The sequence below is a fragment of the Rhizobium sp. PvP014 genome (assembly GCF_017876855.1).
GTDB lineage: Bacteria > Pseudomonadota > Alphaproteobacteria > Rhizobiales > Rhizobiaceae > Neorhizobium > Neorhizobium soli.
On sequence record NZ_JAGIOT010000002.1, the window covers coordinates 88,316 to 103,871 of the forward strand.

Here is a 15,556-nt window from a genome sequence, read left to right on the forward strand (position 1 = left end):
TGCATCAGTTGACCGAGCGACAGCCGGCCTCTTCAAGGCGCTCCCGCAGTCTTGTGCGCACCATCGCCACAATCACCCTCATCCTGGCCTCGCTCGCCATCCTCCTTGCTCTCGGCACCTGGCAGATGGAACGGCTGCACTGGAAGGAAGGCCTGCTCGCCGATATCGCCGAGCGGCGCAGCGCAGATCCCGTACCGCTGGCAGACATCGAGCGGATCGCGGCGGATGGCGGCGATATCGAATACCGCCGCGTCGCGCTTTCAGGCACGTTCGACCACACGAAAGAACGGCATTTCTTCGCCACGTTTCAGGGCCAGACCGGTTTTTACGTCTACACCCCGCTGATCCTTTCCGATGGTCGCGCCCTTCTCGTCAATCGCGGCTTCATTCCCTACGAGATGAAAGAGGTCTCGACGCGCACGGCCGGCGAAGTCACGCGCGAGCAGCGGCTGACCGGTTATGCCCGCAGCCGTCTGGCGCAAAAGCCATCCTCCATCGTGCCCGACAACGATATCGCCAAGAACATCTTCTTCTGGAAGGATCTCGACGTCATGGCGTCGTCATCAGGTCGCGATCCGGCCAAAACCCTGCCGTTCTTTGTCGATGTGGATGATCTGGTTCAAAATCCCGGCGGCTGGCCGAAGGGCGGCGTCACCCAGTTCGATCTCCCCAACAGCCACCTCCAATATGCCTTCACCTGGTACGGGCTTGCAGCGGCACTGGTGGCGGTCGTCATCGGCGCATGGTGGCGCCGTGCCAAGCCTGCGACGCCATAGCCGTCACTTTTTTCTTGGCGTGGCGGAGCCGGCTCGCCTATATGGGGACTGCAACGGCTTACGGAAGCGACATGAACATCCAGGTCACAAAACCGGCTCTCACGATCCGCCTCTGCGGTCCGCGCGGCTTTTGCGCCGGCGTCGATCGGGCAATCCAGATCGTCGTGCTGGCGCTGAAAGCCTATGGCGCGCCGGTCTATGTCCGTCACGAGATCGTCCACAACCGCTATGTCGTCGAGGGACTGGAAGCCAAGGGCGCCGTCTTCGTTGAGGAACTGGATGAGATCCCGGCGGAGCATCGCCAACAGCCGGTGGTATTTTCCGCTCATGGCGTGCCGAAATCGGTGCCCGAGGATGCCCAGGCCCGCAATCTTTTCTATCTCGATGCCACATGCCCGCTCGTCTCAAAAGTCCACAAGCAGGCGATGCGCCACCAGCGGCTGGGCCGCCATGTGGTCCTGATCGGCCATGCTGGACATCCGGAAGTGATCGGCACAATGGGCCAGTTGCCGGAAGGCACGGTCTCGCTCGTCGACACGATCGCCGATGCCGAAGCCTATATCCCCGCCGATCCTGACAATCTCGGTTACGTTACCCAGACGACGCTGTCAGTGGATGATACGGCCGGTGTCATCGCCAAGCTGCAGGAACGCTTCCCGAACCTGACGGCACCCGCAGCCGACAGCATCTGCTACGCCACCACCAACCGCCAGGAAGCCGTCAAGGAAGCAGCACCCGGCTGCGATCTCTTCATCGTGGTCGGCGCACCGAACTCGTCGAACTCCAAGCGTCTCGTCGAAGTCGCTCTGCGGGCCGGCGCCAGACGCTCGATCCTGGTGCAGCGCGCCTCCGAGCTGAACTGGGATGAGATCGGCCAGATCCAGACGCTCGGCCTATCCGCCGGCGCCTCTGCCCCGGAAGTCATCGTCGACGAAATCATCGAAGCCTTCAAGCAGAGGTTTTCGGCCGAAATCGAGCTTGCGATCACCGCCGAGGAAACCGAAAACTTCCTCGTCAACCGCGAACTCCGCTCCGTCCCCCTCACCATCGAAGACATGGCCTGGGTCAACGGCGAGCGCCCTCTCTCCGCTGGATGAACCGCTTCCGGCTCTAGCGAAGCACCGGCCAAGTCGGCGTGGACACTAGAAGCGGATCCTGATTGCGCCCTCAACAAGACACCAGACCATTACCGCTATAAAGAATACCGATTTCCAGATATCGACCGCGTAATCTATCGGGAATTTTCCGGAGATAGGAACCGAGTTGATCCACATGATGAAAATCGGAGCGATGACGACCAGCCATCTCATCTCCGCGCGACGATCCTCATCACGCAAGCTTCCGACAAGAGGGCGGACTTTGGTCTTTACCAGCGTCAGATGAAAGTATGCGACGGCAGCAACAGCCATGCTGCCAAAGGCAGCAAATGCGGGGCCATAGCCAAGCACTCGAGCGCATATCGTTAGAAATTCTAGTCCGACTATTCCGATAAGATAGACGTTAGTCAGACCCGGGATCAACATCGAATCACTCGCCAATTTTTCCGATTTTAAGCAGTACCGGTCGATGGTTCGCTATATTGTTTGTCTACGCCAGCATTGTCGGCGTAAATTTTTCCCGACCTGAATTTGGGGATATGTCTGCAAAATGTCTGACACCGCATCTATCGATGGGTTCATCGGTACCGATAGCCGTTTTTGAGTTCACGGCCCGGATTGAAGCGATCTGCCGGGGCAGATTTTCATCAGGGCAAAGGCGACCATTCGACCCCTTTTGAGCCAACAGCAGGCTTCAATCTGGCCAGGAAACGCTCTAGGAAGAGATCCAGCGCAACGATCATCAGCGGGACGAAATCTTGGCCGTCTATACCGATATCACCGAAATCGACCTGAACCGGTTCCTGGCCGAATATGATGTCGGGGAGCTCACGTCCTACAAGGGCATTGCCGAGGGCGTCGAGAACTCGAATTTCCTGCTCCACACCACACGTGATCCGCTGATCCTGACGCTGTATGAAAAACGCGTCGAGAAATCCGACCTGCCGTTCTTTCTGGGTCTGATGCAGCATCTGGCTGATCGCGGCCTGTCCTGCCCGCTGCCTTTGCCACGCCGCGACGGGCAGTTGCTCGGCGAACTCTCGACCCGGCCGGCAGCCCTCATTTCGTTTCTCGAGGGCATGTGGCTGAGACGCCCCGAAGCGCGGCATTGCCGCGAGGTCGGCAAAGCGCTGGCGCAGATGCATCTGGCCGGCGAAGGCTTCGAGATCAAGCGCCCCAACGCACTGTCGCTCGACGGCTGGAAGGTCCTGTGGGAGAAATCCGCAGACCGTGCCGATGAGGTCGAAACGGGGCTGCAGGACGAGATCACCTCGGAACTGGAATTTCTCGCCGCCCATTGGCCGAAGGATCTGCCGGCGGGTGTCATCCATGCGGATCTGTTTCAGGACAACGTCTTCTTCCTCGGCGACGAACTGTCGGGCCTGATCGACTTCTATTTCGCCTGCAACGACCTGCTCGCCTACGACGTATCCATCTGCCTCAATGCCTGGTGCTTCGAAGCGGACGGCAGCTATAACGTTGAGAAGGGTAGGGCGATGCTGGAAGGATATCGCAGCGTCCGGCCGCTGTCTGATGCGGAGATCGCCGCATTGCCGGTGCTTGCCCGCGGCTCGGCCCTGCGCTTCTTCCTCACCCGGCTCTATGACTGGCTGACGACGCCCGAGGGCGCGCTGGTGGTCAAGAAGGATCCGCTCGAATACCTCCGCAAGCTGCGGTTCCACCGCGGCATTTCCTCTACTGCAGATTATGGACTGACATCATGAAACAGGTCGACATTTTCACCGACGGCGCCTGTTCCGGCAATCCCGGCCCGGGCGGCTGGGGCGCTATCCTGCGTTACGGCGAAACCATCAAGGAACTGTCCGGCGGCGAGGCCGAAACGACCAACAACCGCATGGAACTCATGGCGGCCATCAGCGCCCTCAACGCGCTCAAGGACACGTGCGAGGTCGATCTCCACACCGACAGCAAATACGTGATGGACGGCATTTCCAAGTGGATCTTCGGCTGGAAGAAGAACGGCTGGAAGACGGCCGATAAGAAGCCCGTCAAGAACGGTGAGTTGTGGCAGCAGCTCGATGTCGCCAACCAGCGCCACAAGGTCAAATGGCACTGGGTCAAGGGCCATGCAGGCCATCCGGAAAACGAACGCGCCGACGAACTGGCCCGCACCGGCATGGCGCCTTTCAAGAGAAAGTAGCGGTTGCTCTTGAGGGTGGTTTACAGCAAAGGTGCGAAGCGGTTTCCCGTCGGGCATAGCGTTGAAGCAGGCTCCACGACGATTTCGCGCCATACAGAACAGCCATAGGGTGGACCCACCGATGATCCTTCATTGCGTCTTCATGCGCTTCAAGACTGCATTGCAGCCGGCAGAGAAGCTGGAAATCTACGACGCCGTTCACGGCCTCAAAACGCTCATTCCCGGCATTGTCGATGTGAAGTCCGGCCCGAACGCCTCATCGGAAGGCCTGAACGGCGGCTTCCTCGACGGCTTCATCGTCACCTTCGACACGCTGGAAAGCCGTGACGCCTATCTCGTCCATCCCGATCATATTACCGTCGCCGAACGAATTGTCGCCGCATCCGATGGCGGCGTGTCGGGCCTGATGGTTTTCGATATGGCAGTGTAATGGTTCGAGGCGGGCTCTAGCCCCTCGCAGCGTCTCATGCGTAATGGGAATGAGGGGCATGAGCCCCTCAAACGATCTCGTGGAATACTAACTGACTTAGAGGCGTTCCAGCATCGCGTCGGCACCCGAGACGGTGGCCTGGCCAGGGCTTTCCTCGATGTCGAGTGACTTCACCACACCGTCCTCGACCAGCATCGCGTAGCGCTTGGAGCGCACGCCAAGCCCGCCGGCGGAAAGATCGGCATCGAGGCCCATCGCCTTGGTAAAGGCACCGTCCCAGTCGGCCAGAAAATGGATCTTGTCCATGCCGCCGGTCTGCTGTGCCCAGGCGCCCATTACATGCCAGTCGTTGACGGCAACGACGGCGATGTCGTCGACGCCCTTGGCAAGCAGCGCGTCGCGATTGTCGAGATAGCCGGGCAGGTGGTTCAGTGTGCAGGTGGGCGTGAAGGCGCCGGGTACCGCAAACAGCACGACTTTCTTGCCGGCAAACAGCGCGTCCGTCGAGATCTCGACCGGGCCGTCAGCAGTCTTTTCCTTGAAGGTGGCACTGGGTAGTTTTTCACCGATGGCGATGGTCATGGGATCTCCTGTTGGCTTGAAGTTTGCCGTTCGGCGGAACTATAGGTCGCGGTCGGCAAGAGGCAAGCGAAGACGGGAGGGGTCTCAGTCGAAAACGATGGACGTCTCCATGGACCGACTGCCGCTGGTCGCCAGAATGCCCCACCGTTTGCCGCTGATGTCGTAATTGTCAGGCAATTTGCCCACCGGCATATCCAGCGTATAGGCATGACCCTGCCGCTTCGCATCGACGCTTTCGAACAGGACATGCCCCTCGGGACCGGTCACCACCACCTGCGGCGGCGCGGTCGCACTGTCCGGCAGCCGCAGCGTCAGCCGTAGAACCTTTCCGCCCTTCACCATCGCATAATCAGTCACGGCAAAATCGTTGGCCGGAGGCGAGGGGAGTGCGGCACTGGCGGCGTTGAGGATCATTGCCTCTTCCACCGGCGTGCCCCGGACCGCTTTCATCGGCAGAGAGAATTCGGCCTGGAAGGGTATGCAGATATTACGGCAAATGCCGATAAACGCGGAAACGTCGATGCTTGCTGCCCCCAACGGCAAGACCTGTGAGGCTTGCCCCGCCTTGGTCGGCTTGTCGAGCTTCAGCGCAAACGGAAATGCCACGGCGCGATCATAGCCGATGTCGGTCACGTCACCGTTGGTGATCAGCTTTGGAACCGGATAGGACATCGTCTGGGAGGTGATCCCGCTTTCGCGCGAAAATGTCAGTTGCGGCGGAATGCCCGCTTCACCCGGCTCTTTCCAATAGGTGATCCAGCCATCCTTCGGCTCGATCTGCATCGCTCCGCGCACGGTTCCATCGGGCTCTGGAGGCATGGTGACGATCCGCATGCGGCCGCCCTCGTTGGTGGCCCAGGGCGTCATTTCCGCCAGAGCATCGGCCGCAGCCGTCTGCAATCCAAGGCAGATGGCAGCGCCAAGCAACAGGTTTGCGGTTGTGGTTCGAATTGGGGTCAGGCTCCTCATCGCTCAGGGATTAACCGTTAAATGTTGAACGAACCAGCAGCGCTTTCGAAAAACAGGATCATTTTCCGTTGATCGCCACGGTTCGTGCCCCATGTTTCAGGAACGCTGCTGTGAAGCAGCAGCCACGGCACGCTCTCACAACCAGGCGGGCCCGGCCTTCAAAGACAGTCAGTACAGACATTTCAAACGGCCGCAGTTTTGCTAGAATAGGTTTCAAAGCGCTGCAGGTGGAGGCATGATGGCTTTTTCGCTTCTCTCGGGTGCTCAGGACGACGGCGGCAAGGGCGGTCGCGAACGCGGCTTTCTTGACGGACAGTTCCTGATTGCGATGCCGAGCATGCAGGATACCAATTTCTCCCGCACGGTCATCTATGTCTGCGCCCATTCTCCGGCCGGCGCCATGGGGTTTATCATCAACCGCGCCCAGGAAATTTCCTTCACGGAAGTATTGCGGCACCTGAAACTGCTGGACGAGCACGAGATCATCGCTCTCCCGCACGAATGCCGTGAGTTCCCGATCCTGTCTGGAGGTCCGGTGGAAACCGGTCGCGGCTTCGTGCTGCATTCCGACGACTTCTCGAGCGAGTCCTCCATTCCCGTCAGCGACGATATCTCGCTCACCGCCACGCTCGATATCATCCGCGCCATCTGTGACGGCAGGGGGCCATCACGCGCTACCATGCTGCTCGGTTACGCAGGCTGGGGTGCAGGACAGTTGGAGCGGGAGATTTCCAGCAACGGCTGGCTGAACTGCCCGGCCAGCGAAGATCTGATCTTCGGTACGACGCTGGAAGACAAGTACGAGCGCGCGCTCGCCTCGATGGGCGTGACGCCCGCAATGCTGTCCTCCGACGCCGGCCACGCCTGAATTTCTGAAATTCTTGAGCGATGCCGGAACGAACTGCCAAGGCTCGGAGTTCTCCTATTGCAAGACATCGAAAACGATGCCGCTAAGCTCAAGGAGAAACACTATGGGTAGCACCAGCGATAAAATTTCCGGAATGGGCAATGAAGTCTCCGGTAAGGTCAAGCAGGCTGTCGGCGACATGACCGACAACCACGAGCTGGAAGCCAAGGGCGCTGCCCAGGAAGCCAAGGGCGAAGCCCAGCAGGCCAAGGGCAAGATCAAGGAAGCCGGCAAGGACATCGTTGATCGCGCCTAAGCGATCCGAATCCGCCAAATCCAGAAACCTGTTCCGGTCCTACCGGGGCAGGTTTTTTATCATCCAGAATTCAGTTCACCCCAACTTCCACTTCGTCTAGCGGATCTGTCCATGCGCCTCTTCGACTGCGATCACTGCGGCCAACCGGTTTATTTCGACAATCGCAACTGCGTCCACTGCGGTTACAAACTGGCTTTCGTTCCGGAAAAGCTCGCCATCATGGCTCTGGAGCAGGACGAAATGGTTGCGGGTCCCGACGCTCCCGTGGCGGACCCGACCTGGCACCTGTTCGGCGACCTCGACAGCAAGGTGCGGCTCTGTGCCAACAGCAGCCTGGATATCTGCAACTGGACGGTCGTTGCCGAGGACCCGAACCCGTTTTGCCCGGCTTGCCGGCACAACCGCCTGGTGCCTGACGCCTCGACCGAGGAGGGGCTCGACCAGTGGCGCCGCATCAGCCAGGCGCAGCGCCATCTGTTCTACTCGCTGATGAAATGGAACCTGCCGCGCACCAACCGCGAAGAAGATCCGCAGGGCGGCCTCGTGTTCGATTTCCTGATCGACGAGATCCAGCCGGATGGAACGGTGAAGCCCGCCATGACCGGCCACGAAGACGGCCTGATCGCCATCCGCGCTGCCGAAGCCGACGACGCGACGCGCGAGCAGATCCGCATATCCATGAACGAGCCCTATCGCACGATGCTCGGCCACTTCCGCCACGAGACCGGCCACTACATCTGGGACAAGCTCATCCGCGACGGCGGCAGGACCGATGCATTCCGTGCCGTGTTCGGCGACGAGACGATGGATTATGCCGACGCGTTGCGCCGCAACTACGAAGAAGGCCCGCCCGTTGGCTGGCAGCAGTCCTATATCAGCACCTATGCGAGCTCGCATCCGTGGGAGGATTTTGCCGAGACCTTCGCCCACTACATCCATATCGTCGATACGCTCGAAATGGCGCGCGCCTACGGCCTGTCGATCGACCCGCGACGTCACGGTGAACTTGCAGCGGAAGTTGCGTTCCAGCCCTACGAGGCAGCGAGCGCCGAGCAGCTCGTTCGGGCGTGGATTCCGTTCAGCATGGCATTGAACAGCATCCATAGAGCCATGGGTGTGCCGGATCTCTATCCGTTCATCCTCGCCCCGGCGGTCACCACCAAGCTGCAGTTCATCCACGACATGATCCAGGAAAACCGCCGTCAGCATCCGGGCGCGACTTGGGAAGCCATGAGCGGCGCCGCGATGGCAACGGCTGTGTGATCAGGCTCTATGCAAGCGGACGGGCCTGACATCAGGCCTGTCGGGCTGCTCGTCTCCCTCATCCCCGCCACAAGGGCAGGATGAGAAAGTCGGAACTCAAGCCCGTTTCGTCAGCGGAAACCGTTCTTTCAGCAGTCGGCCAATCGCATCCGTCGTCGCCGGCGGGCCGAACAGGTAGCTCTGGCCGAAATGGCAGCCCATCTTGGCAAGTTCCGCCGCGTCTTCGTCGGTCTGAATACCCTCAGCCACCACGTCCATCTCGAGCGCCCGCGCCATGGCGATGACCGAGCGCAGCAGCACTGCGCGCTTGTCGGTTGCATCGCGCACCAGCGACTGGTCGAGCTTGATCGTGTCGAACGGGAACTGCGTGAGATAGCCGAGCGAAGAGTAGCCGGTACCGAAGTCGTCGAGCGCGAGGCTGAGGCCGGTCTCTTTGAGCTTGGCCAGAACAAGACGTGCCTGTTCCGGGTTCTCCATCATCAGAGACTCCGTCAGCTCCAGCTTGAGCTGGCCCGGCGCCACCTGCGTCCGCTGCAACAGCGCCCGGACGTCATTGTAGAGATCGGCGTTCAGGAGCTGCGCACTCGAGACGTTGACGGATACGAAGATCGGCAGCGAACCGGTTTGTGCCTGCCAGGACGTGAGGTCTGAGGCCGCCCGTTCCATCGCAAAGAGGCCGAGAGGGCCGATCAGGTCCGACATTTCGGCGATCGGAATGAATTCGGAGGGCGGAATGCTGCCGCGTTTGGGATGTTCCCAACGCATCAGCGCTTCGAAGCCGGCAATCTCGCCATCCACAAGCCGGATGATCGGCTGGTATGCGAGTGTCAGTTCGCGTCGCTCGATGGCGCGGCGAAGGTCGGTTTCGATCTGCAGACGATCGGTACCGGTCGAGCGGAATGCCGGACGGAACGGTTCGACGCGATTGCCGCCGGCGCGCTTGGCCCGGTACATCGCCAGTTCCGCATCGGCGAGAAGTCCCGGGGCGCTTTCCTGCTGATCTACCCAGGAGGCTAGGCCGATCGAGGCGGTGAGCACGATCTCGCGGTTGGCGAAGTTGATCGGCACCATGATTGCCTTGGACACCGCATCGGCGAAATCCGCGACCTTGCCCGGGTCCCGCTCGGACACAAGGATGAGGCCGAACTGGTCGCCGGCAAGCCGTGCCAGCGTGTCTTGAGGCTTCAAGAGACGACGCAGGCGCCGCGTCAGCGCGATCAGAATGTTGTCGCCCGCGGCAATTCCGAGCGAGTCGTTGACCTGCTTGTAGCGGTCGATGTCGATCGCCATGACGGTTGGGCGCAGATGCCCGTCGCCGGGTGCCAGCGTCAGTACCGATTGCAGACGGTCGAGGAACACCTGGCGGTTCGGCAACCCGGTCAGGTTGTCATGCATCGCGTCCTGCAGCAGACGCTCGATTGAGTTCTTCTGCTCGGTCACATCGATGACGGTGCCGACGCAGCGGATGATTTCGCCGTTTGAGCCGAGCACCGGCCGTGCGCGGATCTGCAGCCAGTGGAAATGCCCGTCTTCTGCGCGAATCCGGAATTCGTGGTTCAACCGGCCGCGGCGATGTTCCAGAAGCACGTCCAGCGTGGCGCGGAACCGGTCGCGGTCATCGGGGTGAAGCCGCGGCAGCCAGTTGCGCACCGGCCCGTGCATGGAGCCTTGCTCGAGGCCGAGCCGCGTCGAGATGTCGGGCGTGGTCACCACGCGGTCGCGCGCCACATCCCAGTCCCAAACCGTGTCGCCCGAACCGGTCAGCGCCAGCGACTGCCGCTCCAGATCGGAAAAGAGACCCTGCTGGTAGGCGCCGCCGGCAAAGGCGTGCTGCATCACGGTAAAGCCGATCAGAAGCACGATCAGAACCAGTCCGCCGCCAAGCGCCGGCTGCACGATGTCGTTGTCGAGCTGGCCGGTGACAGTCAGCCATCCCCCGAACAGCCAGACCAGCAGCAGCGCCCAGGTCGGAACCAGAAGGATGGCGCGGTCATAGCGGTTGAAGCCGAGATAGACGATCAGGAGGATGCCGACAGTGCCGGTCAGCGCAAACGAAAGCCGCGCGATACCGGATGCAACGGATGGATCGTAGATTGCCACACCGCCGAGGAGCACGAGGCCGGCCACCCAGGCAAGCGTCGCATAGCCCAGATGCACGTGCCAGCGATTGAGGTTGAGATAGGTAAACAGAAAGATGACGAGCGACGAGGCAAGCGCCACTTCGGCTGCGGCACGCCATATTCGCTCGTCGGACGATGTCACGCTGATGAGCTTGTCAAGAAACCCGAAGTCGACGCAGATATAGGCAAGCACCGCCCAGGCAAGGGCTGCCGCCGCCGGCAGCATGGAGGTTCCCTTGACCACGAACAGGATGGTCAGGAACACCGCAAGCAGACCGGCAATGCCGAGCACGATGCCCTTGTAGAGCGTGAACGAGTTGACCGAATCCTTGTAGGCATCCGGTTGCCAGAGATAGATCTGCGGCAGCGCCGGCGTCGAAAGCTCGGCGACGAAGGTGATCGTGGCGCCCGGATTGAGCGTGATGCGGAACACGTCGGCATCGGGGCTGGCGATACGGTCGAGCGCAAACCCTTCCGATGGCGTAATCGAGATGATGCGCTGCGAGCCGAGATCCGGCCAGAAAACCTTGGAATTGACGAGCCGAAAATGCGGCGCGACGATTACCCGCTCCAGCTGCTCCTCGGAAACGTTGGAGAGCGCAAACACAGCCCAGTCGCCTTGGTGCGACGGCGAGGAGGCGCGCACCTCGATGCGGCGACGGATACCGTCGGCAGCAGCGGCCGTGGAAACCTGAAAGGCCTCGCCCTGGTTGGCGTAGATGTCGGTCGTGCGGGTCAGGTCGAGCGCGGTGTCGTCGCGCGAGATTTTCACCGGCTCGGCCGCCTGTGCAAACGTCGCCGCCGCAAAAAACATCAGGACAGCGGAAACGATTCCAAGAACCGACGGCAGGCGCGGCATGGCCGAGAAACTCATGTGACGCAGCATCATGTGTTCAGCATTTTCGCAAATTCACCATCTTCTGGCAGTCGGGAGAAAATCACGTGGTCGCGCCACTCGCCATTGATCTTGAGATATTTCCGCAAAAGACCTTCCCGCTCGAATCCGGCCTTTTCGAGAAGCCGGATGCTTTTCCAATTGTCCGGAATACAGGCTGCCTCGATCCGGTGCAACTGAAGTCCGCCGTAGATGTAGGGGATAGCCATCTCCAATGCGGCCAACATATGGCCTTGGCCCGAATGTTTCTCGCCCATCCAGTAGCCGACCATGCAGCTCTGCGACGCGCCGCGGCGGATATGGCCGATCGTCAGGCCCCCTAAAAGCTCCATCGTGTCGCGGCGGAAAAGCAGCATCGGCATGGCAACGCCTGACGCATGTTCCTGGGTGGCGCGCACCACGCGAGCGCGAAACGCCGATTCCGTCAGCTCGTCAGGGCGCCAGGTCGGCTCCCACGGCTGCAGGAACGCCCGGCTTTGCGACCGCAGCGTCATCCAGCCCTTGTAGTCGGCATAAAGCGGCAGGCGCATGATGTGGCGCTCGCCTGAGATCTCCGGTGTGTCCGGATGTCGCGATAGGAACCGAAACACGGACTTGGCCATGGTGCTTGTGTGCTCCGGGCAGGGCAGGCGGCTTGATCAGCCGGCCGCCTTTTTGGTTGTCACGCCTGGTGAGGAAAGCGACGCCGCGATCTCTTCCATCGACGGCAGTTGCGCGATCGGCCCAACCGCCGAAAGCGTAGGCACCGTGTCGAAGAACAGACGTCCGGCAAGATCGGTCAGCCGCTGGGTGGTGATCCCCTCCAGGCGTTCCATCATCTCGTCATTGGGGATCGGTTTGCCGTAGAGCATCATCTGGCGGGCGATCTGGCCGGCGCGGGCGGCAGGGCTTTCCTGTCCCATCAGAAGCTGGGCGCGGATCTGCGCACGTGCCCGGTCGATTTCCGCCTGATGGATCGTCTCGGACGCCTTGCGCAGCTCTTCGATGACGACAGGCACGAGGTTCGGCAGCTCGTCGCCGTTGGTCGCCGCATGGACGCCGAAAATGCCCGTATCGGAAAAGCCCCAATGGAATGCATAAACCGAATAGCAAAGGCCCCGACGCTCGCGCACTTCCTGGAACAGCCGCGAGGACATGCCGCCGCCGAGGATGTTGGCGAGAATCTGCGAGCAGTAGAAGTCCCGCTGGTGATAGGCCTTGCCCTCGAAGCCGATCAGCAGCTGGGCATCCATCAGGTCGCGGTCTTCGCGGGTGTCGCCGCCGATATAATGGGCGGGCTCGAGAACGGGCGTCGCACTCGGCATGGTCGGCAGGCTGGCGAACCGCTCCTCGACCTGCTTGCAGAACACCTGGTGGTCGACAGCGCCGGCCGCGACGATGAACATCCGGTCGGTCGTATAATTGCGCGAGAGATAGCCGCGGATCTGCGGCGGCGTGAACCCTTTTACCGTCTCCGGCGTGCCGAGAATGGCGCGCCCGATCGTCTGGCCGCGATAGGCGACTTCGGAAAAGCGGTCGAACACCACGTCGTCGGGCGTGTCGTTGGCCGCGCCGATTTCCTGCAGGATGACGTGCTTTTCGCGGCGCAGCTCTTCCTCGTCGAATTCCGATTCCGTCAGGATATCGGCAAGGATATCGACCGCGAGCGGCACGTGGTCCTTGAGCACCCTTGCGTAATAGGATGTGGTTTCGGTCGAGGTCGCGGCATTGAGCTCGCCGCCGACATCCTCGATCTGCTCGGCGATATCGCGGGCGCTGCGCCTCGCTGTGCCCTTGAACGCCATGTGCTCGAGAAGATGCGCGATGCCGTGCTCGTTCTCGGTCTCGTTGCGGGCTCCGGACTTGATCCACACACCGAGCGCGACGCTCTCCAGGTGTGGCATGGTCTCGGTCACGACTGTGAGCCCGGAGGGGAGCCGGGTGATTTCAACATTCATATTCACGTCTTCGCGTCTTTCCGGCACTGCCGATAACTGGCTCAGTTTGCCCGTGCGTGGTCGCCGATGAATGTTTCAACGGCCTTCAGCTCGGCGTCCAGCGTATCGAAGCGCTCCTCCCTGTGCATCAGATCAGCGAGCCATGATGGAAGTGCCGGATCAATTCCGCAAGCGGATTTTACCGCCGCCGGGAATTTGGCGGGGTGCGCCGTGGCCAATGTCACCATCGGGCTGCCGGGTCGCGCGTTCTTCTGAGCCACGAAAACACCGGTTGCCGTATGCGGGTCGAGCAGGTATCCGGTGGCGGCCAGCGTCTCACGGATTGTCTCGGCAACCTGCTCCTGCGTGGCGCGGCCGGCGCGAAATTCGCGCTTGATCGCCTTCAGCGCTTCCGGCTTGATCTCGAACGCACCCGATTGCTTCAGGCTCGCCATGGATGAGCGCACGGCGCTCGGATCGCGGCCATAGGCTTCAAACAGAAGCCGCTCGAAATTCGACGAGATCTGGATATCCATCGACGGCGACGTGGTCGCCATCACCCCCTGCATCTCGTAGCGCCCGGTCTTCAGCGTGCGGGCAAGAATGTCGTTGTCATTGGTGGCGATCACCAGCCGGTCGATCGGCAGGCCCATCTTCTTGGCGACATAGCCCGCGAAAATATCGCCGAAATTGCCTGTTGGCACCGTGAACGAAACCTTGCGGTCCGGTCCACCGAGCGAAACGGCCGCGGTGAAATAATACACGACCTGCGCCATGATGCGGGCCCAGTTGATCGAGTTGACGCCCGAAAGCTTCACCCGGTCGCGGAAGGCGACATCGTTGAACATCTCTTTCACGATGTTCTGGCAGTCGTCGAAATTGCCCTTGAGCGCCACCGCATGCACGTTGGATGCGGTCGACGAGGTCATCTGGCGCTGCTGCACCGGCGATACCTTGCCTTCGGGAAAGAGGATGAAGATGTCGGTGCGGTCGCGCCCGGCAAAGGCATCGATCGCCGCACCGCCCGTATCGCCCGATGTGGCGCCGACGATCGTCGCGCGCTCGCCGCGCTCGGCCAGAACATGATCCATCAGCCGCGCCAGCAGCTGCATCGCCACATCCTTGAAGGCAAGCGTCGTGCCGTGGAAAAGCTCGAGAACGAAATCGTTCGGGCCGGTCTGCACGAGCGGTACGACCGCCGGATGACGGAAGGTCGCATAGGCCTCGTTGATCATGGTCTTCAGCTTGTCGTCCGGAATTTCCCCGTCGACAAAATGCTTGAGGATCTCGAAAGCCACTTCCGCATAGGACTTTCCGCGCAGATTGCGGATGTCCCGCTTGGACAGCTGCGGCCAGTGGCGCGGCAGGTAAAGACCACCGTCGCGGGCAAGGCCGGCCAGCAGTGCATCACGAAAGCCGAGAGCGGGCGCTTCGCCCCGGGTAGAAATGTAGTCCACGACCGATAATCCCCAATCGATTTTTATTCGCGCCGCTGGTATAGACGATTGAAATCTGCGGTGAAAGACTGGAAAACGGCGCTGCGTTACGCCATGAGCATGTTTGGCGCGGCAAGCCGGTCAAAAGGGATGGAACAAGGTTGAGTATTGTGTTTGGCAAGATTTCCCATGGTCTCGTAACGGTATCCCTCCTGACGGCGCTCGCCGGCTGCAACTCGTCCTCTCCGGCGGGTGGCCTTGCGCCGACGGCACAGGCTGAAACCCCGGCGGTGGTGCAGGCCTATTGCCCGCAGGTCGTTCTGCGCGAGCAGACGGCGATACGCCAGGAATACGCGCGTGGCGGTCAGGACGATCCGCAGAAGCTCGTCTACCAGGCATCGCTTGCCGACGCGACGCGTCAGTGCACGGCAAACGAAACGACGATGACCATCAATGTCGTGGTCCAGGGCCGCCTCGTCGACGGACCTGTCGGCGCGCCGGGCCGCGTTACCCTGCCGATCCTGGTCGAGGTCGTCGATGGCGACAACACGATCTACTCGCAAAAGGTCGCCTATCCGGTCGATCTTCCGGCCGGCGGTACGCAGTTCATCTTCCAGAAGGCGGATGTGCAGATCCCGAACGCGCAGGGCGGCGCATCGCGCTTCACCCGCGTCCGCGTCGGTTTCGACAATGGCGCACCCGGCAAGAAGCCCGCACGCCGCAGCTAAGCCTGCGGCCACTCCGGTCG

16 protein-coding genes are annotated in these 15,556 nt (G+C 61.2%); 9 read left to right on the plus strand and 7 right to left on the minus strand.

Going from position 1 to position 15,556, the window contains the following annotated elements; translation table 11 throughout:
• Positions 1–8: 8 nt before the first annotated feature.
• Positions 9–776: an SURF1 family protein gene (locus tag J3A65_RS05000; RefSeq protein WP_245341609.1), complete on the plus strand. Its 768-nt coding sequence runs from the start codon at positions 9–11 to the stop codon at positions 774–776.
• Positions 777–847: 71 nt separating this feature from the next.
• Positions 848–1,873, plus strand: a complete 1,026-nt coding sequence (gene ispH / locus J3A65_RS05005; RefSeq protein WP_062453623.1) for a 4-hydroxy-3-methylbut-2-enyl diphosphate reductase — start codon at positions 848–850, stop codon at positions 1,871–1,873.
• 45 nt (positions 1,874–1,918) lie between these two features.
• Here the strand turns inward: ispH and J3A65_RS05010 are convergent, their stop codons facing one another.
• A complete protein-coding gene (locus tag J3A65_RS05010) occupies positions 1,919–2,224 on the minus strand; it encodes a hypothetical protein (RefSeq protein WP_139283826.1) in 306 nt (101 codons plus the stop codon).
• A 407-nt stretch (positions 2,225–2,631) separates the two neighbouring features.
• Here J3A65_RS05010 and J3A65_RS05015 point away from each other — a divergent pair, with 407 nt between their 5' ends.
• The 3 genes from J3A65_RS05015 (at position 2,632) to J3A65_RS05025 (ending at position 4,464) form a co-directional block, all read left to right on the plus strand.
• The gene (locus J3A65_RS05015; protein WP_209900062.1) at positions 2,632–3,597 is read left to right on the plus strand and encodes a homoserine kinase; all 966 of its coding nucleotides are present in this window, start codon (positions 2,632–2,634) and stop codon (positions 3,595–3,597) included.
• Positions 3,594–4,034: a ribonuclease HI gene (gene rnhA / locus J3A65_RS05020; RefSeq protein ID WP_209900065.1), complete on the plus strand. Its 441-nt coding sequence runs from the start codon at positions 3,594–3,596 to the stop codon at positions 4,032–4,034. Before J3A65_RS05015 ends, rnhA begins: the two co-directional genes overlap by 4 nt.
• Positions 4,035–4,155: 121 nt before the next feature.
• On the plus strand, positions 4,156–4,464 hold the full coding sequence (locus J3A65_RS05025) for a Dabb family protein (protein ID WP_209900067.1): 309 nt from the start codon (positions 4,156–4,158) through the stop codon (positions 4,462–4,464).
• A gap of 96 nt (positions 4,465–4,560) precedes the next feature.
• On the opposite strand, the gene J3A65_RS05030 is transcribed toward J3A65_RS05025, so the two are convergent.
• Entirely contained in the window at positions 4,561–5,046 is a 486-nt protein-coding gene (locus J3A65_RS05030; protein WP_062453618.1) for a peroxiredoxin, read from the minus strand.
• 84 nt (positions 5,047–5,130) lie between these two features.
• Positions 5,131–5,973, minus strand: a complete 843-nt coding sequence (locus J3A65_RS05035) for a protein-disulfide reductase DsbD domain-containing protein (protein ID WP_245341481.1) — start codon at positions 5,971–5,973, stop codon at positions 5,131–5,133.
• A 280-nt stretch (positions 5,974–6,253) separates the two neighbouring features.
• Between J3A65_RS05035 and J3A65_RS05040 the strand changes: the two genes are divergently transcribed.
• The 3 genes from J3A65_RS05040 (at position 6,254) to J3A65_RS05050 (ending at position 8,441) form a co-directional block, all read left to right on the plus strand.
• Positions 6,254–6,883 (plus strand): YqgE/AlgH family protein, encoded by a 630-nt coding sequence (locus J3A65_RS05040; RefSeq protein ID WP_062579450.1) that lies wholly within the window; start codon positions 6,254–6,256, stop codon positions 6,881–6,883.
• Positions 6,884–6,986: 103 nt separating this feature from the next.
• Positions 6,987–7,178: a CsbD family protein gene (locus J3A65_RS05045; protein WP_062453615.1), complete on the plus strand. Its 192-nt coding sequence runs from the start codon at positions 6,987–6,989 to the stop codon at positions 7,176–7,178.
• 111 nt (positions 7,179–7,289) lie between these two features.
• Positions 7,290–8,441 (plus strand): putative zinc-binding metallopeptidase, encoded by a 1,152-nt coding sequence (locus J3A65_RS05050; protein WP_082471851.1) that lies wholly within the window; start codon positions 7,290–7,292, stop codon positions 8,439–8,441.
• Between the two features lie 96 nt (positions 8,442–8,537).
• Here the strand turns inward: J3A65_RS05050 and J3A65_RS05055 are convergent, their stop codons facing one another.
• The 4 genes from J3A65_RS05055 to thrC are packed head-to-tail and all read right to left on the minus strand — an operon-like array spanning position 8,538 to position 14,829.
• Positions 8,538–11,435, minus strand: coding sequence for an EAL domain-containing protein (locus tag J3A65_RS05055; protein WP_113109701.1), 2,898 nt, complete (start codon positions 11,433–11,435; stop codon positions 8,538–8,540).
• A gap of 11 nt (positions 11,436–11,446) precedes the next feature.
• On the minus strand, positions 11,447–12,058 hold the full coding sequence (locus J3A65_RS05060; protein ID WP_209900069.1) for a GNAT family N-acetyltransferase: 612 nt from the start codon (positions 12,056–12,058) through the stop codon (positions 11,447–11,449).
• A 36-nt stretch (positions 12,059–12,094) separates the two neighbouring features.
• Complete coding sequence (locus tag J3A65_RS05065) at positions 12,095–13,393, minus strand: pitrilysin family protein (protein ID WP_209900071.1); 1,299 nt, start codon at positions 13,391–13,393, stop codon at positions 12,095–12,097.
• Positions 13,394–13,434: 41 nt separating this feature from the next.
• Positions 13,435–14,829, minus strand: coding sequence for a threonine synthase (gene thrC / locus J3A65_RS05070; RefSeq protein WP_209900073.1), 1,395 nt, complete (start codon positions 14,827–14,829; stop codon positions 13,435–13,437).
• A 149-nt stretch (positions 14,830–14,978) separates the two neighbouring features.
• On the opposite strand from thrC, the gene J3A65_RS05075 reads away from it, so the two are divergent.
• Positions 14,979–15,536: a hypothetical protein gene (locus J3A65_RS05075; protein WP_062453611.1), complete on the plus strand. Its 558-nt coding sequence runs from the start codon at positions 14,979–14,981 to the stop codon at positions 15,534–15,536.
• Positions 15,537–15,556 lie beyond the last annotated feature (20 nt).

Excerpts from the sequence above, each read along its gene's own strand:
- ispH (WP_062453623.1), top strand. The coding sequence starts at position 848 with ATGAACATCCAGGTCACAAAACCGGCTCTCACGATCCGCCTCTGCGGT.
- J3A65_RS05025 (WP_209900067.1), top strand. The coding sequence starts at position 4,156 with ATGATCCTTCATTGCGTCTTCATGCGCTTCAAGACTGCATTGCAGCCG.
- J3A65_RS05045 (WP_062453615.1), top strand. The coding sequence starts at position 6,987 with ATGGGTAGCACCAGCGATAAAATTTCCGGAATGGGCAATGAAGTCTCC.
- J3A65_RS05030 (WP_062453618.1), bottom strand. The coding sequence starts at position 5,046 with ATGACCATCGCCATCGGTGAAAAACTACCCAGTGCCACCTTCAAGGAA.
- J3A65_RS05040 (WP_062579450.1), top strand. The coding sequence starts at position 6,254 with ATGGCTTTTTCGCTTCTCTCGGGTGCTCAGGACGACGGCGGCAAGGGC.
- J3A65_RS05065 (WP_209900071.1), bottom strand. The coding sequence starts at position 13,393 with ATGAATGTTGAAATCACCCGGCTCCCCTCCGGGCTCACAGTCGTGACC.
- J3A65_RS05050 (WP_082471851.1), top strand. The coding sequence starts at position 7,290 with ATGCGCCTCTTCGACTGCGATCACTGCGGCCAACCGGTTTATTTCGAC.
- rnhA (WP_209900065.1), top strand. The coding sequence starts at position 3,594 with ATGAAACAGGTCGACATTTTCACCGACGGCGCCTGTTCCGGCAATCCC.
- J3A65_RS05055 (WP_113109701.1), bottom strand. The coding sequence starts at position 11,435 with ATGAGTTTCTCGGCCATGCCGCGCCTGCCGTCGGTTCTTGGAATCGTT.
- J3A65_RS05060 (WP_209900069.1), bottom strand. The coding sequence starts at position 12,058 with ATGGCCAAGTCCGTGTTTCGGTTCCTATCGCGACATCCGGACACACCG.